The organism is Streptomyces sp. NPDC055962, assembly GCF_042270185.1.
In the GTDB taxonomy this organism is placed as follows: domain Bacteria; phylum Actinomycetota; class Actinomycetes; order Streptomycetales; family Streptomycetaceae; genus Streptomyces.
The window spans coordinates 270,414-290,212 of sequence record NZ_JBHJYN010000001.1 but is presented as its reverse complement, the minus strand read 5'-3'; the positions used below and the strand labels follow the sequence as shown (position 1 = coordinate 290,212).

At 72.5% G+C, this 19,799-nt stretch carries 15 protein-coding genes; 13 read left to right on the top strand and 2 right to left on the bottom strand.

Features of this window, described 5'->3' with window-relative positions; all coding sequences use genetic code 11:
- Nucleotides 1-5 precede the first annotated feature (5 nt).
- The 13 genes from ACFC51_RS01270 (at nucleotide 6) to ACFC51_RS01210 (ending at nucleotide 17,818) form a co-directional block, all read left to right on the top strand.
- Nucleotides 6-695: an SDR family oxidoreductase gene (locus ACFC51_RS01270; RefSeq protein WP_376369165.1), complete on the top strand. Its 690-nt coding sequence runs from the start codon at nucleotides 6-8 to the stop codon at nucleotides 693-695.
- 118 nt (nucleotides 696-813) lie between these two features.
- Nucleotides 814-1,839 carry a methionine synthase gene (locus ACFC51_RS01265; protein WP_376369166.1) on the top strand — a complete coding sequence of 342 codons (1,026 nt, stop codon included), beginning with the start codon at nucleotides 814-816 and terminating at the stop codon, nucleotides 1,837-1,839.
- A gap of 40 nt (nucleotides 1,840-1,879) precedes the next feature.
- The gene (ligA, locus tag ACFC51_RS01260; RefSeq protein ID WP_376526378.1) at nucleotides 1,880-4,075 is read left to right on the top strand and encodes an NAD-dependent DNA ligase LigA; all 2,196 of its coding nucleotides are present in this window, start codon (nucleotides 1,880-1,882) and stop codon (nucleotides 4,073-4,075) included.
- A gap of 324 nt (nucleotides 4,076-4,399) precedes the next feature.
- Complete coding sequence (locus ACFC51_RS01255) at nucleotides 4,400-6,544, top strand: putative bifunctional diguanylate cyclase/phosphodiesterase (RefSeq protein WP_376369168.1); 2,145 nt, start codon at nucleotides 4,400-4,402, stop codon at nucleotides 6,542-6,544.
- 331 nt (nucleotides 6,545-6,875) lie between these two features.
- Nucleotides 6,876-7,172 (top strand): Asp-tRNA(Asn)/Glu-tRNA(Gln) amidotransferase subunit GatC, encoded by a 297-nt coding sequence (gatC, locus tag ACFC51_RS01250; RefSeq protein ID WP_014153935.1) that lies wholly within the window; start codon nucleotides 6,876-6,878, stop codon nucleotides 7,170-7,172.
- 5 nt (nucleotides 7,173-7,177) lie between these two features.
- On the top strand, nucleotides 7,178-8,680 hold the full coding sequence (gatA, locus tag ACFC51_RS01245; RefSeq protein ID WP_376369169.1) for an Asp-tRNA(Asn)/Glu-tRNA(Gln) amidotransferase subunit GatA: 1,503 nt from the start codon (nucleotides 7,178-7,180) through the stop codon (nucleotides 8,678-8,680).
- Nucleotides 8,677-8,919: a hypothetical protein gene (locus ACFC51_RS01240; RefSeq protein ID WP_073745482.1), complete on the top strand. Its 243-nt coding sequence runs from the start codon at nucleotides 8,677-8,679 to the stop codon at nucleotides 8,917-8,919. Before gatA ends, ACFC51_RS01240 begins: the two co-directional genes overlap by 4 nt.
- 16 nt (nucleotides 8,920-8,935) lie before the next feature.
- Entirely contained in the window at nucleotides 8,936-10,444 is a 1,509-nt protein-coding gene (gene gatB / locus ACFC51_RS01235) for an Asp-tRNA(Asn)/Glu-tRNA(Gln) amidotransferase subunit GatB (RefSeq protein ID WP_376526376.1), read from the top strand.
- Nucleotides 10,445-10,642: 198 nt separating this feature from the next.
- Nucleotides 10,643-12,754: a phosphocholine-specific phospholipase C gene (locus ACFC51_RS01230; protein ID WP_376526373.1), complete on the top strand. Its 2,112-nt coding sequence runs from the start codon at nucleotides 10,643-10,645 to the stop codon at nucleotides 12,752-12,754.
- 367 nt (nucleotides 12,755-13,121) lie between these two features.
- Complete coding sequence (locus ACFC51_RS01225; protein WP_376369172.1) at nucleotides 13,122-13,676, top strand: GNAT family N-acetyltransferase; 555 nt, start codon at nucleotides 13,122-13,124, stop codon at nucleotides 13,674-13,676.
- A gap of 50 nt (nucleotides 13,677-13,726) precedes the next feature.
- Entirely contained in the window at nucleotides 13,727-14,383 is a 657-nt protein-coding gene (locus ACFC51_RS01220; protein WP_376369173.1) for a hypothetical protein, read from the top strand.
- A gap of 127 nt (nucleotides 14,384-14,510) precedes the next feature.
- Nucleotides 14,511-14,720 carry a hypothetical protein gene (locus ACFC51_RS01215; RefSeq protein ID WP_376369174.1) on the top strand — a complete coding sequence of 70 codons (210 nt, stop codon included), beginning with the start codon at nucleotides 14,511-14,513 and terminating at the stop codon, nucleotides 14,718-14,720.
- Nucleotides 14,721-14,770: 50 nt separating this feature from the next.
- Nucleotides 14,771-17,818, top strand: coding sequence for an AAA family ATPase (locus ACFC51_RS01210; protein ID WP_376414710.1), 3,048 nt, complete (start codon nucleotides 14,771-14,773; stop codon nucleotides 17,816-17,818).
- Nucleotides 17,819-18,244: 426 nt separating this feature from the next.
- Here ACFC51_RS01210 and ACFC51_RS01205 read toward each other — a convergent pair whose 3' ends face one another.
- Together ACFC51_RS01205 and ACFC51_RS01200 are read right to left on the bottom strand one after the other, a co-directional pair.
- Entirely contained in the window at nucleotides 18,245-18,463 is a 219-nt protein-coding gene (locus ACFC51_RS01205) for a DUF6191 domain-containing protein (RefSeq protein WP_376526370.1), read from the bottom strand.
- Between the two features lie 80 nt (nucleotides 18,464-18,543).
- Nucleotides 18,544-19,716, bottom strand: a complete 1,173-nt coding sequence (locus ACFC51_RS01200) for a PQQ-dependent sugar dehydrogenase (protein ID WP_376526367.1) — start codon at nucleotides 19,714-19,716, stop codon at nucleotides 18,544-18,546.
- Nucleotides 19,717-19,799: the final 83 nt, after the last annotated feature.

Below are 19,799 nucleotides of genomic sequence, written 5' to 3'. Positions count from 1 at the left end.
AGGGCATGCCTACTCACCTCATCACCGGCGCCGGCTCCGGTATCGGCGCGGCCGTCGCGCGCCGCCTCCAGGAGCGCGGCGACGACCTCGTGCTGCTGGCCCGGGACGCGGGACGCGCCAAGGAACTGGCCGCCCTCCACCCCGGTGCCCGCACGCTCGTCGGCGACCTCGGCAACCCCGACCGGCTCTCCTGGGCCTTCGGGCAGCAGACCATGCCCGACCGCCTCGACTCGCTTCTGCACATCGCGGGCGTCGTCGAACTCGGCACGGTCGGGGACCTCACCCCCAAGGCCTGGCACTTCCAGCTCAACGCCAACCTGGTCTCCCCGGCCGAGCTGACCCGTCTGCTGCTGCCGCAACTGCGCGTCTCCCAGGGCCAGGTCGTCTTCGTGAACTCCGGCGCGGGACTCGCGGCGCACGCCGAATGGGGTGCGTACGCCGCGAGCAAGCACGGGCTCAAGGCGCTCGCCGACTCGCTGCGCCACGAGGAGCACGGCAACGGTGTCAGGGTCACCTCCGTCTATCCCGGCCGCACCGCCAGCCCGATGCAGGCCAAGGTCCACCAGCAGGAGGGCAAGGAGTACGACGCCTCGCGCTGGATCGACCCCGAGTCGGTGGCCACCACGATCCTGCTCGCGCTCGACCTGCCGCGGGACGCCGAGATCAACGACCTGACGGTCCGTCCCGGCCGCTGAGACCGGCCGCTGAGACCGGCCGCCGGGACCGCCGCCGAGGCCGACCGCCGGGAGGCGGCTCCGGCGGTCCCGGACCCGGCCGCCCGGAGCCCGCGTCCCGGGCCCGTAGGCTTTCCGCGTGAGCGAGAAGAGCGGGTTCAGCGCCAGTGCAGCCACCGGGATCGGGTCCATGCCGGGAGGGGACGCCCGGGAGGTGGCCAAGACCGTCACCGGGTCCTTCGCCGACGGCCAGGGCATGCCGTACCTGGCGGAGCTGCCCGCGCGCGGCCCCGGCGCGGACATGATCGGGCGGACCGTCGGCCTCCTCGTCGAGATGTACGGCCATGTCGAGCCCAGCGGCTGGCGGATCAGCGACCGCCCCGGCCGCGACACCCGGCGGGCCCGCTCCTGGCTCGGCGAGGACCTCGACGCGCTGGAGGAGTTCACCCAGGGCTACGAGGGGCTGCTGAAGGTCCAGGCCGTCGGGCCCTGGACGCTGGCCGCCGGGCTGGAACTGCGGGGCGGCGAGGCCATGCTCGGCGACCCGGGAGCCTGCCGTGACCTGGCGGGATCGCTGGCCGAGGGGCTGCGCTCCCACCTCGCCGAGGTACGGCGCAGGATCCCCGGCGCCGAGGTCGTCCTCCAGCTCGACGAACCGTCCCTGACCGCCGTGCTCCAGGGGCGGGTCAGGTCGGCGAGCGGCTACCGCACCTACCGGGCCGTGGACCGCCAGGTCGTCGAAGGTACGCTCCGCGAGCTGCTCGCCGTCAACGACGAAGGGCTCACGGCCGTCCACTCGTGCGCCCCCGAGGTGCCCTTCGCACTGCTGCGCAGGGCCGGGGCGGGCGCGGTCTCCTTCGACTTCTCCCTGCTCACCGAGCGTGAGGAGGAGGCGATCGGGGAAGCCGTCGAAGCCGGCACCCAGCTCTTCCTCGGCGTGGTTCCCGGCACCGACGCCGCCTCGACCGCATTGTCGGACCCGGGCGGTAGCGTCAAGGAGGTCAGGACGTTGTGGAGCAGGCTGGGGCTGAATCCGGGGACTCTCAGCGAGTCCGTCGTGATCACCCCTTCCTGCGGGCTGGCGGGCGCGTCACCCGCGTACGCGCGCGCCGCGCTCGCCCACTGCGCCCGGGCCGCGAAGTCGCTCGCGGACAACCCTGAGTAACGGGTCGCGGAGTCAACAGGGCAAACGGGAGGAACAGGCGATGGCCGGCGAACAGCAGGCGCAGCAGCTGACGGGTGTGCCGGCGGAGGTGCGGGAACAGCACGCACTCCTCGCCGAGCAGATCGAGGAGCACCGCTTCCGGTACTACGTGAAGGACCAGCCGGTCGTCGACGACGCCGAGTTCGACCGGCAGATGCGCGCGCTGGAAGCGATCGAGGACGAGCACCCCGAGCTGCGCGCACCGGACTCGCCGACCCAGAAGGTCGCGGGCCCCTACACCACGGAGTTCACCTCCGTCGAGCACCGCGAACGCCTGCTCTCCCTCGACAACGCCTTCGACGACGAGGAGCTCGCGGCCTGGGCCGAGCGCGTCGCGAAGGACGTGGGCAGGGGCGGGTACCACTACCTGTGCGAGCTCAAGGTGGACGGCCTCGCCGTCAACCTCACCTACGAGCACGGCAGGCTGACCCGCGCGGCGACCCGCGGCGACGGGCGCACGGGGGAGGACATCACCCCCAACGTCCGTACGATCGCGGAGATCCCGCTCCGCCTCAAGGGGGAGCGCGTTCCCGCGCTCGTCGAGATCCGCGGCGAGGTCTTCTTCCCCATGGAGGCCTTCGAAGGGCTCAACGCCCGGCTGGTCGAGGCCGGGGACAAGCCCTTCGCCAACCCGCGCAACGCGGCGGCGGGATCGCTGCGGCAGAAGGACCCCAAGGTCACCGCCACCCGCCCGCTCCACATGGTGGTCCACGGCATCGGCGCCCGTGAGGGCTTCGACATCGACCGGCTCTCCGAGGCCTACGACCTGCTGAGGGAGTGGGGCCTGCCCACCGCCAAGCACAACAAGGTGGTCCGGTCCCTCGACGAGGTGCGGGAGTTCATCGCCTGGTTCGGTGAGAACCGCCAGTCCGTGGAGCACGAGATCGACGGCGTCGTCATCAAGCTCGACGAGATCCCGCTCCAGGGCAGGCTGGGCTCCACCTCGCGCGCGCCGCGCTGGGCGATCGCCTGGAAGTACGCCCCGCAGGAGGTCAACACCAAGCTGGTCAACATCCGTGTGGGGGTCGGGCGCACCGGCCGGGTCACGCCCTACGCGCAGGTCGAGCCCGTCGAGGTGGCGGGCTCGGAGGTCGAGTTCGCCACCCTGCACAACCAGAACGTGGTGAAGGCGAAGGGCGTCCTCATCGGCGACACGGTGGTGCTCCGCAAGGCCGGTGACGTCATCCCGGAGATCCTCGGGCCCGTCGTCGACCTGCGCGACGGCGGCGAGCGGGAGTTCGTCATGCCGTCCGAGTGCCCCGAGTGCGGTACGGCGCTGCGCCCCATGAAGGAGGGCGACATCGACCTCCGCTGCCCCAACGCCCGCTCCTGCCCGGCCCAGTTGCGGGAACGGCTGGCCTACCTCGCGGGCCGCAAGTGCCTGGACATCGACCACTTCGGCTATGTGGCCGCCGCTGCCCTGACCAAGCCGCTGGAGCCGGCGGAACCGCCCCTGCTGGACGAGGGCGACCTCTTCGGGCTGACGGTGGAGCAGCTGCTGCCGATCCGTGCGTACGTCCTGGACACGGACAGCGGGCTGCCCAAGCGCGACCCGAAGACGGGCGAGGAGAAGATCGCCACGGTCTTCGCCAACCAGCAGGGCGAGCCGAGGAAGAACGCCCTCGGCATGCTGGAGGGCATCGCCGCGGCCAGACAGGCCCCGCTGGCCCGGATCCTCACCGGGCTCTCGATCCGCCATGTGGGGCCCGTGGCCGCCGTCGAGCTGGCCCGGCAGTTCCGGTCCGTCGACCGGATCGACGAGGCGTCGGAGGAGGAGCTGGCCGCCGCGGACGGTGTGGGGCCGATCATCGCCGCCTCCGTCAAGCAGTGGTTCGCCGAGGACTGGCACCGCGAGATCCTGCGCAAGTGGCGGGAGGCCGGGGTCCGGATGGAGGACGACGGCGCCGGCGAGGACGAGGGCCCGCGGCCCCTGGAAGGGCTCACCGTCGTCGTCACCGGCACGCTGGCGACGCACACCAGGGACGGCGCGAAGGACGCGCTCCAGAGCCGCGGGGCCAAGGTCACCGGATCCGTCTCGAAGAAGACCTCGTTCGTGGTGGTGGGCGACAACCCGGGCTCCAAGTACGACAAGGCGATGCAGCTGAAGGTGCCCGTCCTCGACGAGGAGGGCTTCGCCGTGCTCCTGGAGGAGGGGCCGGACGCCGCCAGGGAGGCCGCCGTTCCCGCCGAGTCCTGATCGAGACGCACGGCGGCGCGTGGCCGGGAGCCTGGTGGGAAGTAAGCGGACGGGGCGGACGCGAGGTGCCGGGGCCCGCTCCGGCCCGCTCGCCCACCCGTTCGGCGCGTACTCGCATCACCCGTTCGGCACATAGCAGACAGTGGGGGGCGTCAGATCCCCATTCGGGCAAGAGCTGCAGAGCGCTGCCCGCGGGGGCCTCCGGCGGCCTACTGTTGAACGAGCACCTGCCGTGCCCGGCCGCGTGGTGGGAATCGGGTCGTGGTGGCATGGGAGCGGGGGCCACCGTGGGACATCGGCACCGCCGGCTGTGAGAGGGACGGAATGAAACCGACCGAGAGCGCCGCACCGGTGTCGCGGCTGCAGGGTTTCGTGGGCCTCACGTCGAAAGTGGGGACGGTCGTCGTGGCGGTCGCCGCGGTGCAGCTCGCCATCGGCTTCTACCGGACGGTCGCCGACGGCCGCGCACTCTTCCCCGCCGGCACCGCGGGCTGGTCGCTCGCCGTGCTCACCGGGATCATCGTGGGGCACCTGGTCGCCCTCGGGCGCGACCGCTGGTGGGGCGGCACCGGTTCCGGCGCCGCCCTCACCCTCGCCGTGCTGCTGCTCTACGGCTGGGTGGCCGCCGGGCTGGTCAGCCTCGTCGTGGTGGTGCTCGTCGGCACGGCCCGACGCCACCGGTGGTGGCAGGGACTGCTGCACGGGGCGGTGGACATACTCGGGATAGGGGCAGCCGCCCTGGTCCTGTCCGCCTTCGGCGACGTGCCGACCGTCGAGAGGCCCTGGCGGCCACTCCACTGGGGCATCGACGCCGTACCGGAAGTGCTGCTCGCCGCCGGCACGTACCTCCTCGTCACCCGGCTCCTGCTCTGGTACACCAGGGCGTCCCAGACCGGCGGGCTGCCCACGGTCGCCCGGACCGCGCTGCTGCGCCAGGGCCTCGTCGCCGTCGCCCTGCTCGGGATCGCCCCGCTGATCTGCGTGGTGGCCTCGGCCATGCCCGTGCTGCTGCCGCTCTTCGCCGTCCCCCTGATCGCCCTGGACTCCACGCTCTGGATCGCCCGGGCCCGGGCCGAGGAGCAACTGCGGGACCCGCTGACCGGCCTGCCCAACCGTCAGTGGCTCCTGGAGCGGACGTGGACGGCCCTGGAGGAGGCGGACGGCACCGGCACCCGCTCCGCCCTCGTCCTCATCGACCTCGACCGCTTCCGCGCCGTCAACGACACCCTCGGCCATCTTGCGGGGGACCGGCTCCTGCTCCAGATCGCTGAGCGGCTGCGGCTCGCCCTGCCGCGCGGAGCGGAGGCCGCGCGCCTGGGTGGCGACGAGTTCGCCGTGCTGCTGCCGGCCGCGGACTCGACGACCAGCGCCCAGCGCGTCGCCCGCCACCTCGTCGCCGCGCTGTCCTCGCCGCTCGACCTCGACGGGCTCACGCTGGTGCTGGAGGCGAGCGCGGGTGTGGCCGTCCACCCCGACCACGCGCTGGACGCCGAAGGGCTCCTCCGACGGGCCGACGTGGCGATGTACCAGGCCAAGCGCGACCGCACGGGCGTGGAGGTCTACGAGTCGAAGCGGGACAGCAACACCCCGGACCGGCTCGGCCTGCTCGGCGACCTCCGCCGCGCCCTGGACGCCCAGGAGGTGGAGCTCCACTACCAGCCGAAGGTCCGCTTCGACGGACAGGTGGCCGGCCTCGAGGCGCTCGTGCGCTGGGTGCACCCCGAGCGCGGCCGGGTCCCCCCGGACGAGTTCATCGCGATCGCGGAATCCTCCGGCCTGATGCCGCACCTCACCGAGTACGTCCTGGAGACGGCGCTGGCCCAGGTGGCCCGGTGGCGGGCCCAGGGGCTGTTCGTGCCCGTCGCGGTCAACGTCTCGCCGCGCGACGTCCACACCCCCGGTTTCGCGGGCAGCGTCGCCGCCCGGCTCGCCCGGCACGGCGTCCCGGCCGGAGCGCTGCAACTGGAGATAACCGAGCACGTCCTGCTGGAGGACCCGCAGCGGGCCGCCGACACCCTGGCCGGGCTGACCGGGCACGGGGTGAAGATGTCCCTCGACGACTTCGGCACCGGGTACTCCTCCCTCGTCCATCTCCGGAAGCTCCCGGTCAGTGAGCTCAAGATCGATCGTTCGTTCGTGGCGCGGCTGGCCGTGGACAACGAGGACGCCGAGATCGTGCGCTGCACCATCGACCTGGCCCACTCGCTCGGGCTGATCGTCGTCGCCGAAGGGGTCGAGGACGACGAGACCTGGGAGCGGCTGCGCGACCTGCACTGCGACGCGGTGCAGGGGTGGCTCGTCGCCGCCGCGATGCCGCCGCAGGAGACGACGGCCTGGCTGCGGGCGCGGGGCGAGCACGGGTGGCGGCGGCCCGTGGAGCGGGAGGCCGCGGCCGCCCCGGCGGTGGCCGTCGAGCCGGCGCCCAGCTCCGCCAGGCGCGCGCTGAACCCCGGCCCGGCCACGGCCTGAGGCCGAGGGGCGGACCGGGCACGCGGGGACCGCAGGCCGCCCGGTGGCCGTTTTGTCCTCAATCGTTGGGCCGGGCTCGGTCCGCACGCCGCAGGCGTGCCCGCCGACCCCATAGGATTGGGGGTCGGCGGCACATTTCCACCTGCCGCGCGACGCCTGGCACGCACGCTCGCCGCGTTGCCGAAACGCCCACGTGGCCCCGCCACGAGGGCGCTCCGGCGCCTTGCGATCGCACGCACGAGACGCCGCGCGGCCCGTCCTTCGGACGGACGGGGGAGATGTGCCGCCGGCCCCCAGCCACAACCACACACCAACCCCTGAGGATCGCTGCATGCCTGGCATCACGCGCGAGGAGGTCGCCCACCTCGCCCGGCTGGCGCGTCTGGAGCTGAAGGGCGAAGAGCTCGAGCACTTCGCCGGTCAGCTCGACGACATCATCGGCGCGGTCGCCCGCGTCTCCGAGGTCGCCGACCAAGACGTACCGCCGACCTCCCACCCGCTGCCGCTGACGAACGTCATGCGCGCGGACGAGGTCCGTCCGTCGCTCACCCCCGAGCAGGCGCTCTCCGGCGCCCCGGCCCAGGAGCAGCAGCGTTTCAAGGTGCCGCAGATCCTGGGGGAGGACTAACAGCCATGACGGACATCAGCACCATCATCAAGCTCACCGCGGCCCAGACCGCCGCGAAGATCGCCTCCGGCGAACTGACGGCCGTCCAGGTCACCGAGGCCCACCTGGCCCGGATCGACGCCGTCGACGAGAAGGTCCACGCCTTCCTGCACGTCGACCGCGAGGGCGCGCTCGCACAGGCCCGTGCCGTCGACGCCAAGCGTGAGGCGGGCGAGAAGCTCGGTCCGCTGGCCGGCGTCCCGCTCGCGCTGAAGGACATCTTCACCACCCGGGACATGCCGACCACCGTCGGTTCCAAGATCCTGGAGGGATGGGTACCGCCGTACGACGCGACCCTCACCACGAAGCTGAAGGCGGCCGACGTCGTCATCCTCGGCAAGACCAACATGGACGAGTTCGCCATGGGGTCCTCCACCGAGAACAGCGCCTACGGCCCGACCGGCAACCCCTGGGACCTCACCCGCATCCCGGGCGGCTCCGGCGGTGGCTCCGCCGCCGCGCTGGCCTCCTTCGAGGCTCCGCTGGCCATCGGCACGGACACCGGCGGCTCCATCCGCCAGCCCGCCGCCGTCACCGGCACCGTCGGCGTCAAGCCCACCTACGGCGGCGTCTCCCGCTACGGCATGGTCGCCTTCTCGTCCTCCCTCGACCAGGGCGGCCCCTGCGCCCGTACGGTCCTGGACGCCGCGCTGCTCCACGAGGCGATCGCCGGGCACGACCCGATGGACTCGACGTCCATCGACGCACCGGTCCCGCCGGTCGTCGAGGCCGCGCGCAACGGCTCCGTGCAGGGCATGCGCGTCGGCGTGGTCAAGCAGTTCGCCGGCGAGGGCTACCAGGCCGGGGTCGTCCAGCGGTTCAACGAGTCGGTCGAGCTGCTGAAGTCCCTCGGCGCCACGGTCGTCGAGCTGGACTGCCCGTCCTTCGACCTCGCTCTCTCGGCGTACTACCTGATCGCGCCGTCCGAGTGCTCCTCGAACCTGGCCCGCTTCGACGCCATGCGCTACGGCCTGCGGGTCGGCGACGACGGCACGCGCTCCGCCGAGGACGTCACCGCCCTCACCCGCGAGGCCGGCTTCGGCGACGAGGTCAAGCGCCGCATCATCCTCGGCACCTACGCGCTCAGCTCCGGCTACTACGACGCGTACTACGGCTCGGCGCAGAAGGTCCGTACCCTCATCACGCAGGACTTCGAGAAGGCGTTCGAGCAGGTGGACGTCATCGTCTCGCCGACGACGCCCACCACCGCCTTCCCGATCGGCGAGCGCGCCGACGACCCGATGGCGATGTATCTCGCGGACCTGTGCACCATTCCGACCAACCTCGCCGGAAATTCCGCCATGTCGCTGCCCTGCGGCCTGGCCCCCGAGGACGGCCTGCCGGTCGGGCTGCAGATCATCGCCCCCGCCATGAAGGACGACCGGCTGTACAAGGTCGGAGCCGCCGTCGAGGCCGCCTTCGTGGAAAAGTGGGGGCACCCGCTGCTTGAGGAGGCTCCGTCGCTATGAGTGCAATGGCTAAGAAGGCCAAGAACTTCAAGAAGTCCAAGACCGGCGCTTACGTGTCCATGGGTACCACCGCCTTCGGTGCGCTCAGCGTCTACAAGCAGGTGAAGATGGCCCGGTCGGACAACGACACCCTCCGGCTGATCGACGCCGCCGTCTCGGCCGCCGCGATCGTCACCGGTCTGGCGATCCTCTACCGCGAACTCAAGCGTCTCGGCGACGACGACGTCCTGCTGGGCTGAGAGGGAAAGTTTCACCGTGACTGTCATTGACCTGGAGTCGTACGAGGACGCCCTCGCGACGTACGACCCCGTCATGGGCCTCGAGGTCCATGTCGAGCTCGGCACCAAGACCAAGATGTTCTGCGGGTGCTCCACCGAGCTCAAGCAGGACGCGAACTCGCAGACCTGCCCGGTCTGCCTCGGACTGCCGGGCGCGCTCCCGGTCGTCAACGAGATCGGCGTCGAGTCCGCCATCAAGATCGGGCTCGCGCTGAACTGCGAGATCGCCGAGTGGTGCCGCTTCGCCCGGAAGAACTACTTCTATCCGGACATGCCGAAGAACTTCCAGACCTCCCAGTACGACGAGCCGATCGCCTTCGACGGCTATCTGGACGTCCAGCTGGAGGACGGCGAGATCTTCCGCGTGCAGATCGAGCGCGCCCACATGGAGGAGGACACCGGCAAGTCGACGCACGTCGGCGGAGCCACCGGCCGCATCCACGGCGCCTCGCACTCGCTGCTCGACTACAACCGCGCGGGCATCCCCCTCATCGAGATCGTCACCAAGCCGATCGAGGGAGCCGGCGCACGCGCCCCCGAGGTCGCCAAGGCGTACGTCGCCGAGCTCCGCGAGCTCATCAAGGCGCTCGGCGTCTCGGAGGCCCGCATGGAGATGGGCCAGATGCGCTGCGACGTCAACCTGTCGCTGCGTCCGCACGGCCGCGAGAAGTTCGGCACGCGCTCCGAGACGAAGAACGTCAACTCGCTGCGTTCCGTCGAGCGCGCCGCCCGCTTCGAGATCCAGCGCCACGCCGCGGTGCTGAACTCCGGCGGGACGATCGTGCAGGAGACCCGGCACTTCCACGAGGAGGACGGCTCCACCACGGCCGGCCGCATCAAGGACAACGCCGAGGACTACCGCTACTTCCCCGAGCCGGACCTGGTGCCGGTCGCCCCTTCGCGTGACTGGGTCGAGGAGCTCCGCAAGGGCCTTCCCGAGCTGCCCCGGCTGCGCCGCAAGCGGCTGAAGGAGGAGTGGGGTGTCAACGAGCACGACATGCAGTCCATCCTCAACGCCGGCGCGGTCGACCTGATCGTCGCGACGACGGACGCGGGAGCCCCCTCGGACCAGGCCCGCAAGTGGTGGATGGGCGAGCTCGCCCGCAACGCCAACGAGACCGGCCGCAGCCTGGACGAGCTGCCGGTCACCCCGGCGCAGGTCGCCCGGGTGGCGGACCTCGTCGCCTCCGGCGATCTCAACGACAAGCTGGCCCGCCAGGTCCTGGAGGGTGTCCTCGCGGGCGAGGGCGACCCGGACACCGTCGTCGAGAAGCGCGGTCTGAAGGTCGTCTCGGACGAGGGCGCGCTGGGCACGGCCGTCGACGAGGCCATCGCGGCGAACGCGGCGATCGCCGACAAGATCCGCGGCGGCAAGGTCGCCGCGGCGGGCGCGCTGGTCGGCGCGGTCATGAAGGCCACCCGGGGCCAGGCGGACGCGGCACGCGTCCGCGAGCTGATCCTGGAGAAGCTCGGCGTCGAGGGCTGACCCCTGTGACACGCCCGAGGGGCGGTGCACCCGGTGTCCGGGCGCACCGCCCCTCTTCACGTCCCACCTGCTGTTCCCGGCTGCCCGAGGCGCGCGTGACGGCCAGCCGGACGTTCACCGTCAGGTCCTGCGGCGGTCTTCCCGCCGCCATCCGGCCTGACTAGTTTCCCCCCGTAGATACGGAATCGGGAGGCTCACTTGACCACGGACATGTCACGGCGGCGGCTCTTCGCGCTCGGCGGTGGCGCCCTCGGCGCCGCGGCGGCGGGATCGTTCCTCCCTCCGTCGCTCCAGGCGGCCATCGCCGCCCAGCCCGCCGGCGGGAAGACCGGGGGCGGAGGGATCGACGCCGTCGAGCACGTGGTGATCCTGATGCAGGAGAACCGTTCCTTCGACCACTACTTCGGGACACTGCGCGGGGTGCGCGGCTTCGCCGACCGCAATGCGGTCGAACTCCCCTCCGGCGGGTCCGTCTTCCAGCAGCCCGGTCCCGCGGGGACCACCGTGCTGCCGTTCCCCGTGCGCGAGGCCGCCGAGACGCAGAAGAAGGACCTCCAGTACATCGGGGCCCTCGACCACTCCTGGAGCGGGGGCGCCAAGGCGTGGGCCGGAGGCTGGATGGACGGCTGGATCACCGCGAAGTCGGCCGCGACCATGGCGTACTACGACCGGCGTGACATCCCCCTGCACTACGAGCTCGCCGACACCTTCACGGTCTGCGACGCCTACCACTCCTCGATCCACACCTCCACCAGCCCGAACCGCAACCACCTGTGGAGCGGGAAGACGGGTGACGAGGCGGACGGCAGGCGCGCCGTGGGCAACGACGCCTACGCCGAGGGCACCCACCCCGGATACGGCTGGGGCACCTACGCCGAGCGGCTGGAGAAGGCCGGGCGGAGCTGGAAGACGTACACGGAGTGGGAGAACTTCACCGACAACCAGATCGAGTTCTTCACCACCTTCAAGGCCATCGCCCGTAAGGCACTGGTGCGGACCGGCGGGCACACCTACATGGAGTCCTTCTACGCGGCGGTGCGCGACACGCAGGAGGCCGACGAGCGCGCGCGGCTGCTCGGCCTGCTCGACGACGGCGTCGCCACGCTGACGGCGGCCGAGCGCAGTCTCTTCGAGCGGGGGCTCCGCCGGGTCGAGACGGGCACCCTCGCCGACGCCTTCGCCCGGGACGTGGCGGCGGGGACGCTGCCCGAAGTCTCCTACCTGGTCCCCTCGGCCGTGGACTCCGAGCATCCGAGCGTCTCCTCGCCGGTGCACAGCGCGACGATCGTCTACAAGATCCTCGACGCGCTCGGCCGGCACCCCGACGTCTGGAGGCGCACCGTCGTCCTGATCACCTACGACGAGAACGACGGCTTCTTCGACCACGTGCCGCCCCCGGTCGCCCCCGCCGAGGTCGCCGAGGAGCAGTGGGAGGGCAGGCCGACGGGGCTCGGGATGCGGGTGCCCCTGCTCGTCGTCTCCCCCTGGACCGTCGGGGGACACGTCTGTTCCGAGGTCTTCGACCACACCTCCGTGATCCGTTTCCTGGAGCGCTGGACGGGGGTGAAGGAGCCCAACATCGGCGACTGGCGCCGCAGGGTCACGGGAGACCTCACCTCCGCCTTCGACTTCAGCCGCGCACGGCGGCAGCCGGAGACGGAGCCCGTCGCCGCGATCCCGCCGTTCGGCGGCCGCTGGCAGCCGAAGCCGCCCGCCGTCCAGCGGATGCCCGTCCAGGAGCCGGGCCGCCGCCCCGCCAGGCCCCTGCCGTACCAGCCCGACGCACAGGCGAGGCGTGGGGACGGCGAACTGCTGGTGACCCTCGGCAACACCGGCCGGTCCTCCGCGCACTTCGCGCTCTACCCGTACGCGGGTGAGTTCCCCGCTCCCCAGCACCGGGACGTCAGGGGCACCGCGCAGTGGGCCGTTCCCCTGACCGGGGACGAGTACCGCTTCACCGTCACCGGCCCGAACGGCTTCCGGCGGGAGTTCGCGGGAGCGGCCGACGGTGCCGCCGAACTCGCCTCCCGCATCGACGCCCGCGAGCGCGATCTGCACCTCACGCTGCGCAACGACGGCCGCCGGACCCTGACCTACACCGTCCGGCCGCTCGGTTACGTCGACGAGGACGACCTGCGGGACTGGAGCCGCACGGTCGAGGTCAAGCCGGGACGCAGCCGCACGCTCGTGCACTCGGCCGCCGATGCCCACGGCTGGTACGACCTGCTGGTGACGGCCGACGCGGAGGGCTCCTTCCGCCGCCGGCTGATGGGGCACATCGAGAACGGGAGGGCGAGCGTCACCGGCTGACCGGACGGACCCGGCCCGCCCGATCGGCGTCACGGTGGAGAGGCTCGGGAGGGCGGGGGAGCCCGGGGCCGGGGCCGGGTCCGGGACGGCCGCGGGCCTCCGGGGCGGGGGCCTGTCCCGGACGGCAGGGGAGGGCGGGGCTGCGGGGGAGCCCGCGGGTGAGGAGGCGGACCGTGTGAGTCCGGCCACGAAGGGGATCCCACGACCGCGGGTGGCCGACCGCGCCGGACCCGGCGGCTCCCCGCATCGGCATCGACCGCCGGACCGCCCGGCACCGCGTGCGAAAATCCCGGGGGAGCGTGACGACGCGGGCCGGCCGGTCGCGCAGCGCGTCCCCTGAGCATCACGAGGACCGAGGAGAGCCACTGTGTTCACGGTGTCACTGGGCGACGACGGAGCGGAGCTCCGCCCGCTGGAGCCCTGGCAGGCGGAGGAGTTCCTGGCGCACATGGACCGGGCGCGCGCCCTGGTCGACCCCTGGATCCCGTTCGCGGCGGCCGCCACGGACCTCCCCTCCGCACGGGCACTGCTCCAGCGCTACGCGGACAAGCAGGCGGCCGACACCGGACGGCTCTTCGGCATCTGGCTGGACGGAACCCTGGTCGGCGGCGTCCTGTTCCGGATCTTCGAGGCGGAGGCCGGCAACTGCGAGGTCGGCTGCTGGCTGGAGTCCGCCGCCGAGGGCCGGGGCCTGGTGACCCGGGCGTCACGCAAGCTCATCGACTGGGCCGTCGACGTCCGGGGCATGCACCGGGTGGAGTGGATCGCCTCCTCGGCCAACACCCGCAGCGTCGCGGTGGCCGAGCGGCTCGGCATGACCCGCGAGGGCGTCCTGCGCGAGGCCTACCCGTACCGGGGCAAGCGTCACGACGAGGAGATCTGGGCCGTCCTGGCCCCGGAATGGCGCACCGCACGGGGCTGACGAGCCCGGTGTTAAGGAGGTTCTCATACGGGCCCCCTAGCGTGCGGCGCATGAACACCACCCCCTCCACCCCGACCACTGACGACACCGAGGAGAAGAAGGCGGCGGCCGGGACCGCCACCGCGCCTGACGTGACGAAGAAGGCCGGCCCCGCCGAGGACGCCGTGCCGGACGGCGTCGCACCCGGTGTGACGCCGTCGGACGTGACCGAGATGGACGTCGCCGCGACGGACGCGGCAGCGGAGGACGGCCTGGAGGTCGACCTGGAGCCGGACCCCTACGCCGAGGCGGAGGCCGCTGCGGCCGCCGGGGTCGGCACCGGAGCGGCGGCCGTCGTGTCCGCCGGGCTCGGCATCATCTCGCTCTCCGGAGCGTGGACCGGCCGTGTCGCCGCCGAGCGCGAGACCCTGCTCGGCCAGATCAAGACCTCCGGCGGCGGCAGCGCCGCCCAGCAGATCTCCGAGATCTACGGCGACGCCTGGCACACCACGGCCCTCGTCAACGGGCTCTTCGCACTGCTGGCGCTGATCGTGGGCGTCTTCGTCCTCGTCCGGCCGGCCTTCGGCACCCCCTCCCTCCGCCCGCAGGCGGGCTGGGTGCGCTCCGTCGCCTTCGCGGGCGTCGCGCTCGGCGTGCTCGGCGTGCTGATCTCGGTGGGCATGTACCTCGACCTGTTCGTCGCCCTGCCGTCCGCCGCCGGAGGCTGAGGCCCCAGCGGCAGCCGCCTAAGGCATCGGGCACCCGGGCCTAAGGACCCCCGCCCGCAGAGATGCGGCACTCGCCCGATGTGGCGCGACCCCCTGGCGTACGACAGTTGGGGCACGGCAAGAAGCCGTGCCCCAACTGTCGTTCCGCATCAGGGAGAAGACCATGTACGAGTACGAGATCCACCAGCTCGCCGTCGCCGAGCTGATCCGCAGGGGCGAGGAGCAGCGCACCGTCCGCCAGGCCGTGCTCGCCCGCCGCGCCGCCCGCCGTGCCGGACGGGACGACACCGAGGGGCGGGTGGGAAAGAACCGGAGCTGGTTCGTCCGTGCCGCGTGACGGTGGACGTCCGGCGTAAATCGGTGGCCGGGGTGTCGTACGCGTATGCGATGCTCAGCGACGTGGAGACCAACACCGTCAGCCCTGTCTTCGTCGGCCGGGCCGGAGAGCTGGCCGCGCTCACCGCTACGCTCGCCCGCGCCGCCGCCGGAGAGCCGCAGGCCGTGCTCCTCGGCGGCGAGGCGGGCGTCGGCAAGACCCGGCTGGTCGAGGAGTTCATCACGGCGGCCTGCGGCCGTGACGCCGTCGTCGCGGTCGGCGGGTGCGTGGAGATCGGGGCCGACGGCCTGCCCTACGCGCCGTTCGCGACGGCGCTCCGCGCGCTGCGCCGCGCGATGCCGGAGGAACTGGCCGAGGCCCTGGCCGGACAGGAGGGCGAGCTCGCCCGCCTGCTGCCCGAACTGGGCGAGGCCGACCGGGCGCCGACCGACGAGCACGGCACCGCCCGGCTCTTCGAGCTCGCCGCCCGGCTGCTGGAACGCGTCTCCGCGAACCGCACGGTCGTCCTCGTCCTGGAGGACCTGCACTGGGCCGACGCCTCCACACGGCACCTGCTCGCCTACCTCTTCCGCACCCTGCGCAACGGCAGGCTCGTCGTGATCGCCACGTACCGCGCGGACGACGTCCACCGCCGCCACCCGCTGCGCCCGCTCCTCGCCGAGATGGACCGTCTCCGCACGGTCCGCCGCATCGAGCTCGACCGCTTCAGCCGCGCCGAGGTCGGCCGGCAGCTCACCGGGATCCTCGCGATGGTTCCCGACGCCTCGCTCGTCGACGACATCTTCGAACGCTCCGACGGCAACGCCTTCTTCGTCGAGGAGCTGGCCCGCAGCGTGGAGTGCTGCGGCGACAGCTCCGGGCTCTCCGACTCGCTGCGCGACCTCCTCCTCGTACGGGTCGAGGCACTTCCCGAGGACGCCCAGCGGATCGCCCGGATCATCGCCGAAGGCGGCTCGACGGTGGAGCATCCGCTCCTTGCCGCCGTCGCCGGCCTCGCCGAGGACGACCTCGACGAAGCGCTGCGGGCCGCCGTCGGCGCCAACCTCCTGCTGCCCGCCCCCGACACCGACGGATACCGCTTCCGCCACTCCCTGGTCCGCGAGGCCGTCAGCGACGACCTGCTTCCCGGCGAGCGCACCCGCCTCAACCGCCGCTACGCCGAAGCACTGGAGGCCGACCCCACGCTCGTACGCGCCGACGAGCGCGCCGCACGCCTCGCCAGCTACTGGTACGCCGCGCACGACGCCGTGAGGGCGCTGCCCGCCGTGCTCCGCGCCGCCGTGGAAGCCAGACGCCGCTACGCGTACAGCGAGCAACTCCGGCTGCTGGAGCGGGCCATGGAGCTCTGGGACGACGTCCCCGACGCGGTACGCGCCACCCTGCGGCCCCTCGACCACGCCGAGGCCTACCCGGGGTGCGGCTGCGAGCCGGGGGCCGACCCGCTGCGCTACCTCGACCTGATGGCCGAGGCCACGGTGGCCGCCCGCTTCGGCGGTGACCGCGAACGGGCCCTGGCCGTCGCGAAGAAGGCCCTGCGCATCCTGGACGGGGAGAAGGACCCGCTGCGTGCCGCGTGGTTCTGGGTGCAGCGCTCCCTGCTGATGCAGAGCCTCTCCCGGGGCGACGGCCGACAGGAACTGGCCACCGCCGAGGACCTGGTGCGTGGGCTGCAGCCGTCCGCGGTGCACGCCGACGTCCTGGCCTCCGTCGCCAGCTGGGGCGCGCTGCACCGGCCGGGACCCGAGACCCTCGTCGCGGCGGACCGGGCCGTGGAGTACGCCCGGCTCGTCGGCGCGGAGTCCATCGAACTGCACGCCAGGCTCACCCGCGGCTGGCTCACGATCGACGCCGGCGACGTCGAGGAGGGCATCGCCGAGATGTACGACGTCCGGAGCCGGTCCGAGGAACTGCACCTGGTCGGCGTCATGAGCCGCGCCGCCATCAACCTGCCCTCCTCGCTCGAATCCGCCGGCCGCTCCCAGGAGGCGGTGACCGCCGCCGACCACGGCATCCGCATCTGCAACGGCCACGGGCTCCCCGAGTCCGAGGCCTGGGCGCGGGCGAACCAGGCACAGTCGTACTTCTCGCTGGGCCTCTGGGACGAGAGCGGGGCGGCGGCGGACGCCGCCGCCCCGCTGGCCCGGTCCCGCAAGTCGAACGGACTCGTCGCCGCGCGCCGCGCCGATCTGGCACTGGCTCGCGGCGACTTCGAGGAAGCGGCGGAACAACTGGCGCTGAACCGGCGCCATCTCGGCCTCCACGACCCCCAGCCGCAGCACCTGATCTGCCCCGTCCGGCACGCCATGACCCTCGCGGCCCAGCAGGGCAGGATTCCCGAGGCACGGGCCATGTTCGAGGCACAGTCCGACATCGGCCTGCCCGCGGGAACCCAGCGCTACGCACTGCCGCTGCTCCACGCCGCCGCCGCGATCGAAGGCGACGCACGAGGGCTGCCCGCGACGGACCCCGGCCGGCCCGCGATCCTGGATCGCATACGCGGGCACCTCAGACGCCTGCCCATGCTGGTGCCCGTCTGGTCCGCCTACGGTCTGCTGATCGAGGCGGACCTGGCCCGGGCGGAAGGGACCGACACCCCGGACCACTGGTGCCGGGCGGCCGCGGCCTTCACGCCGCTCCAGCGCCCCTACGAACTGGCCCAGATCCGCCACCGCTGGGCGGAGGCGATCCTCGTCGCGTCGGGTGACAGGACCCCCGCCGCCGGACTCCTGCGCGAGGCCCACGCGGTGGCGCTCCGGCTCGGCGCGAGACCGCTCGCGGAGAACGTCGAACTGCTGGCGGGCCGGGCGCGTATCGCGCTCGCCACGCCGGTTCCCGCGGCTGAGGACGAGGCCGCCGACCTCGGCGAGCCGGTGCCGGTGGTGGACGCGATCGAGTCGTTCGGGCTGACCTCGCGGGAGCAGGAGGTGCACCGGCTGGTCGCGGCGGGATACACCAACCGCCGGATCGCGGAGGAGCTCTACATCTCGCCGAAGACCGCGAGTGTCCACGTCTCCAACATCCTGGCCAAGCTGGGTGTCTCCAGCCGGGTGGAGGCGGCCGCGGTCGCGCACCGCTTCCGCCTGTACGCGGCGGCATGAGCCGCCGTCCCGAGGCGGGACGCCACCCCGGGAGCCACGCACCGGAGACCTCCGGAGCACCCCGGAGCTCAGCTACGGGAGCCTGCCCCGGAGCCCTGCCCCGGAGCCGGGCCCCAGAGCCCAGCTCTCGGAACTCGCTCCTGGACTTTGCCCCCGGACCTCGGTTCCGAGCCCAGCTTTCGGAACTTCGCTCCTGGACTTTGGCTCCGGACCTCGGTTCCGAGCCCAGCTTTCGGAACTTCGCGCCTGGACTTTGGCTCCGGACCTCGGTTCCGAGCCCAGCTTTCGGAACTTCGCCCCTAGAATTCGCCCCGGACTTCGCTCTCGGACCTCGGACCCGGACCCCGGAGACCGGCTCCCGGGATTCCGCTCCGGCCGGGATCCCGCTCCCCTGGGGGCCCACCGGAGGGCTGCCACGGCTCCAGGTCAGGGCTGGTCTGCGTCGGCCCCGGGCCGCTCGTCGTCGTCCGCCCGGGAGCCCCCGGGCGCGGGGCGGTGGAGGGTCACCTTTCCGGAGGTGAGGTCTATCGGGCCCCGCGCGGGGTCGCCGATTCCCAGGTCCACCCGGCTCAGCTCCAGCCGCTTCTGCTCCTCGGCGGCGTGCTTACGGCCCGGCGCGAACAGCTCCTCGAAGAAGTTGAACACAGGCTGTGCTCCCTCCGGCCTCGTGCCGCCGCCGGGTCCGGTCCGGAGGGCGGCTGCTCCTGACGGGCCCGGCCCGCCCGCTACCGCACCTTCAGCAGCAGGATCCGGTCGTCGCCCGACTTCGGATTGCCACGGCCGTCCGTGTTGCTCGTGACCAGCCACAGCTTGTCGCCACCCGCGGCGACCACCGTGCGCAGACGGCCGTACTTCCCTTCGAGGAACGCCTGCGGGGCAGCCAGTGGTTCCCCGTCGGCCCGGCCGGACAGCGGGATGCGCCAGAGTCGCTCGCCCCGCAGCCCCGCCATCCAGACCGATCCCTCGGCGTACGCGATGCCGCTCGGTGAGGCCTCGGACGTCTTCCACTGGGCCACCGGGTCGACGAATCCCTTCTTCCCTTCCTTGCCCTCGACGTCCGGCCAGCCGTAGTTCCGGCCCGGCTCGATCAGATTCAGCTCGTCCCAGGTGTCCTGGCCGAATTCCGACGCCCACAGCCGCTTCGCGCTGTCCCAGGCCAGGCCCTGCACATTGCGGTGGCCGTACGAATAGACCGGTGAATCGCCCTCCGGATTTCCGTGAACCGGCTCGCCGTCGGGCGTCATCCGCAGGATCTTGCCCGAGAGCGACGACCTGTCCTGGGCGAGCCCCGTGTCGCCCGTCTCGCCCGTGCCCGCGTACAGCATGCGATCGGGGCCGAACGCGATCCGCCCGCCGTTGTGGACGGAGCCCTTGGGGATGCCCCGCAGGATGGTGTCAGGGGCGCCCAGCTGCTGGCCGGGGGGCTTCTTCTCGTCGTACTGGAGGCGGGCGATGCGGTTGTCCGACTCGGTGGTGAAGTACGCGTAGACCAGGTGGTCCGCGCCGAAGGTCGGGGCGACGGCGAGGCCGAGCAGGCCACCCTCGCCCGCGGGCGCGACCCCCGGCACCGAGCCCAGCAGGGTCTTCCTGCCGTTCTCCCCGTCGATCCGGGTGATGGTCGCCTCGTCACGCGAGGAGACCAGCAGATCACCGCCGGGCAGCGCCGCCAGGCCCCAGGGGGACGCGAGGCCGTCCGTGAGCGTCTTCACCACCTCCACCGAGCCCTTGGCCGGCGGCAGGTCCGCCGAGGGGCTCGCGGTGGCGGAGGAGGCGCTCGCGGGGGAGGAGGGGGCACCCTCGCCGGCCGCCGGGCCGTCACCGGACGAGCAGGCGGACAGCAGGAGGGAGGCGGAGGCGAGCAAGGCCACCACCCCCTTGCGCAGCACGGGAGTTTGCACAGCACCGATCCTTTCGACGGTCGCACCACTACCGTTCTTACACCGTCACTCCGTCACGGGTTCCCGATCTCCGCCCATTCTCC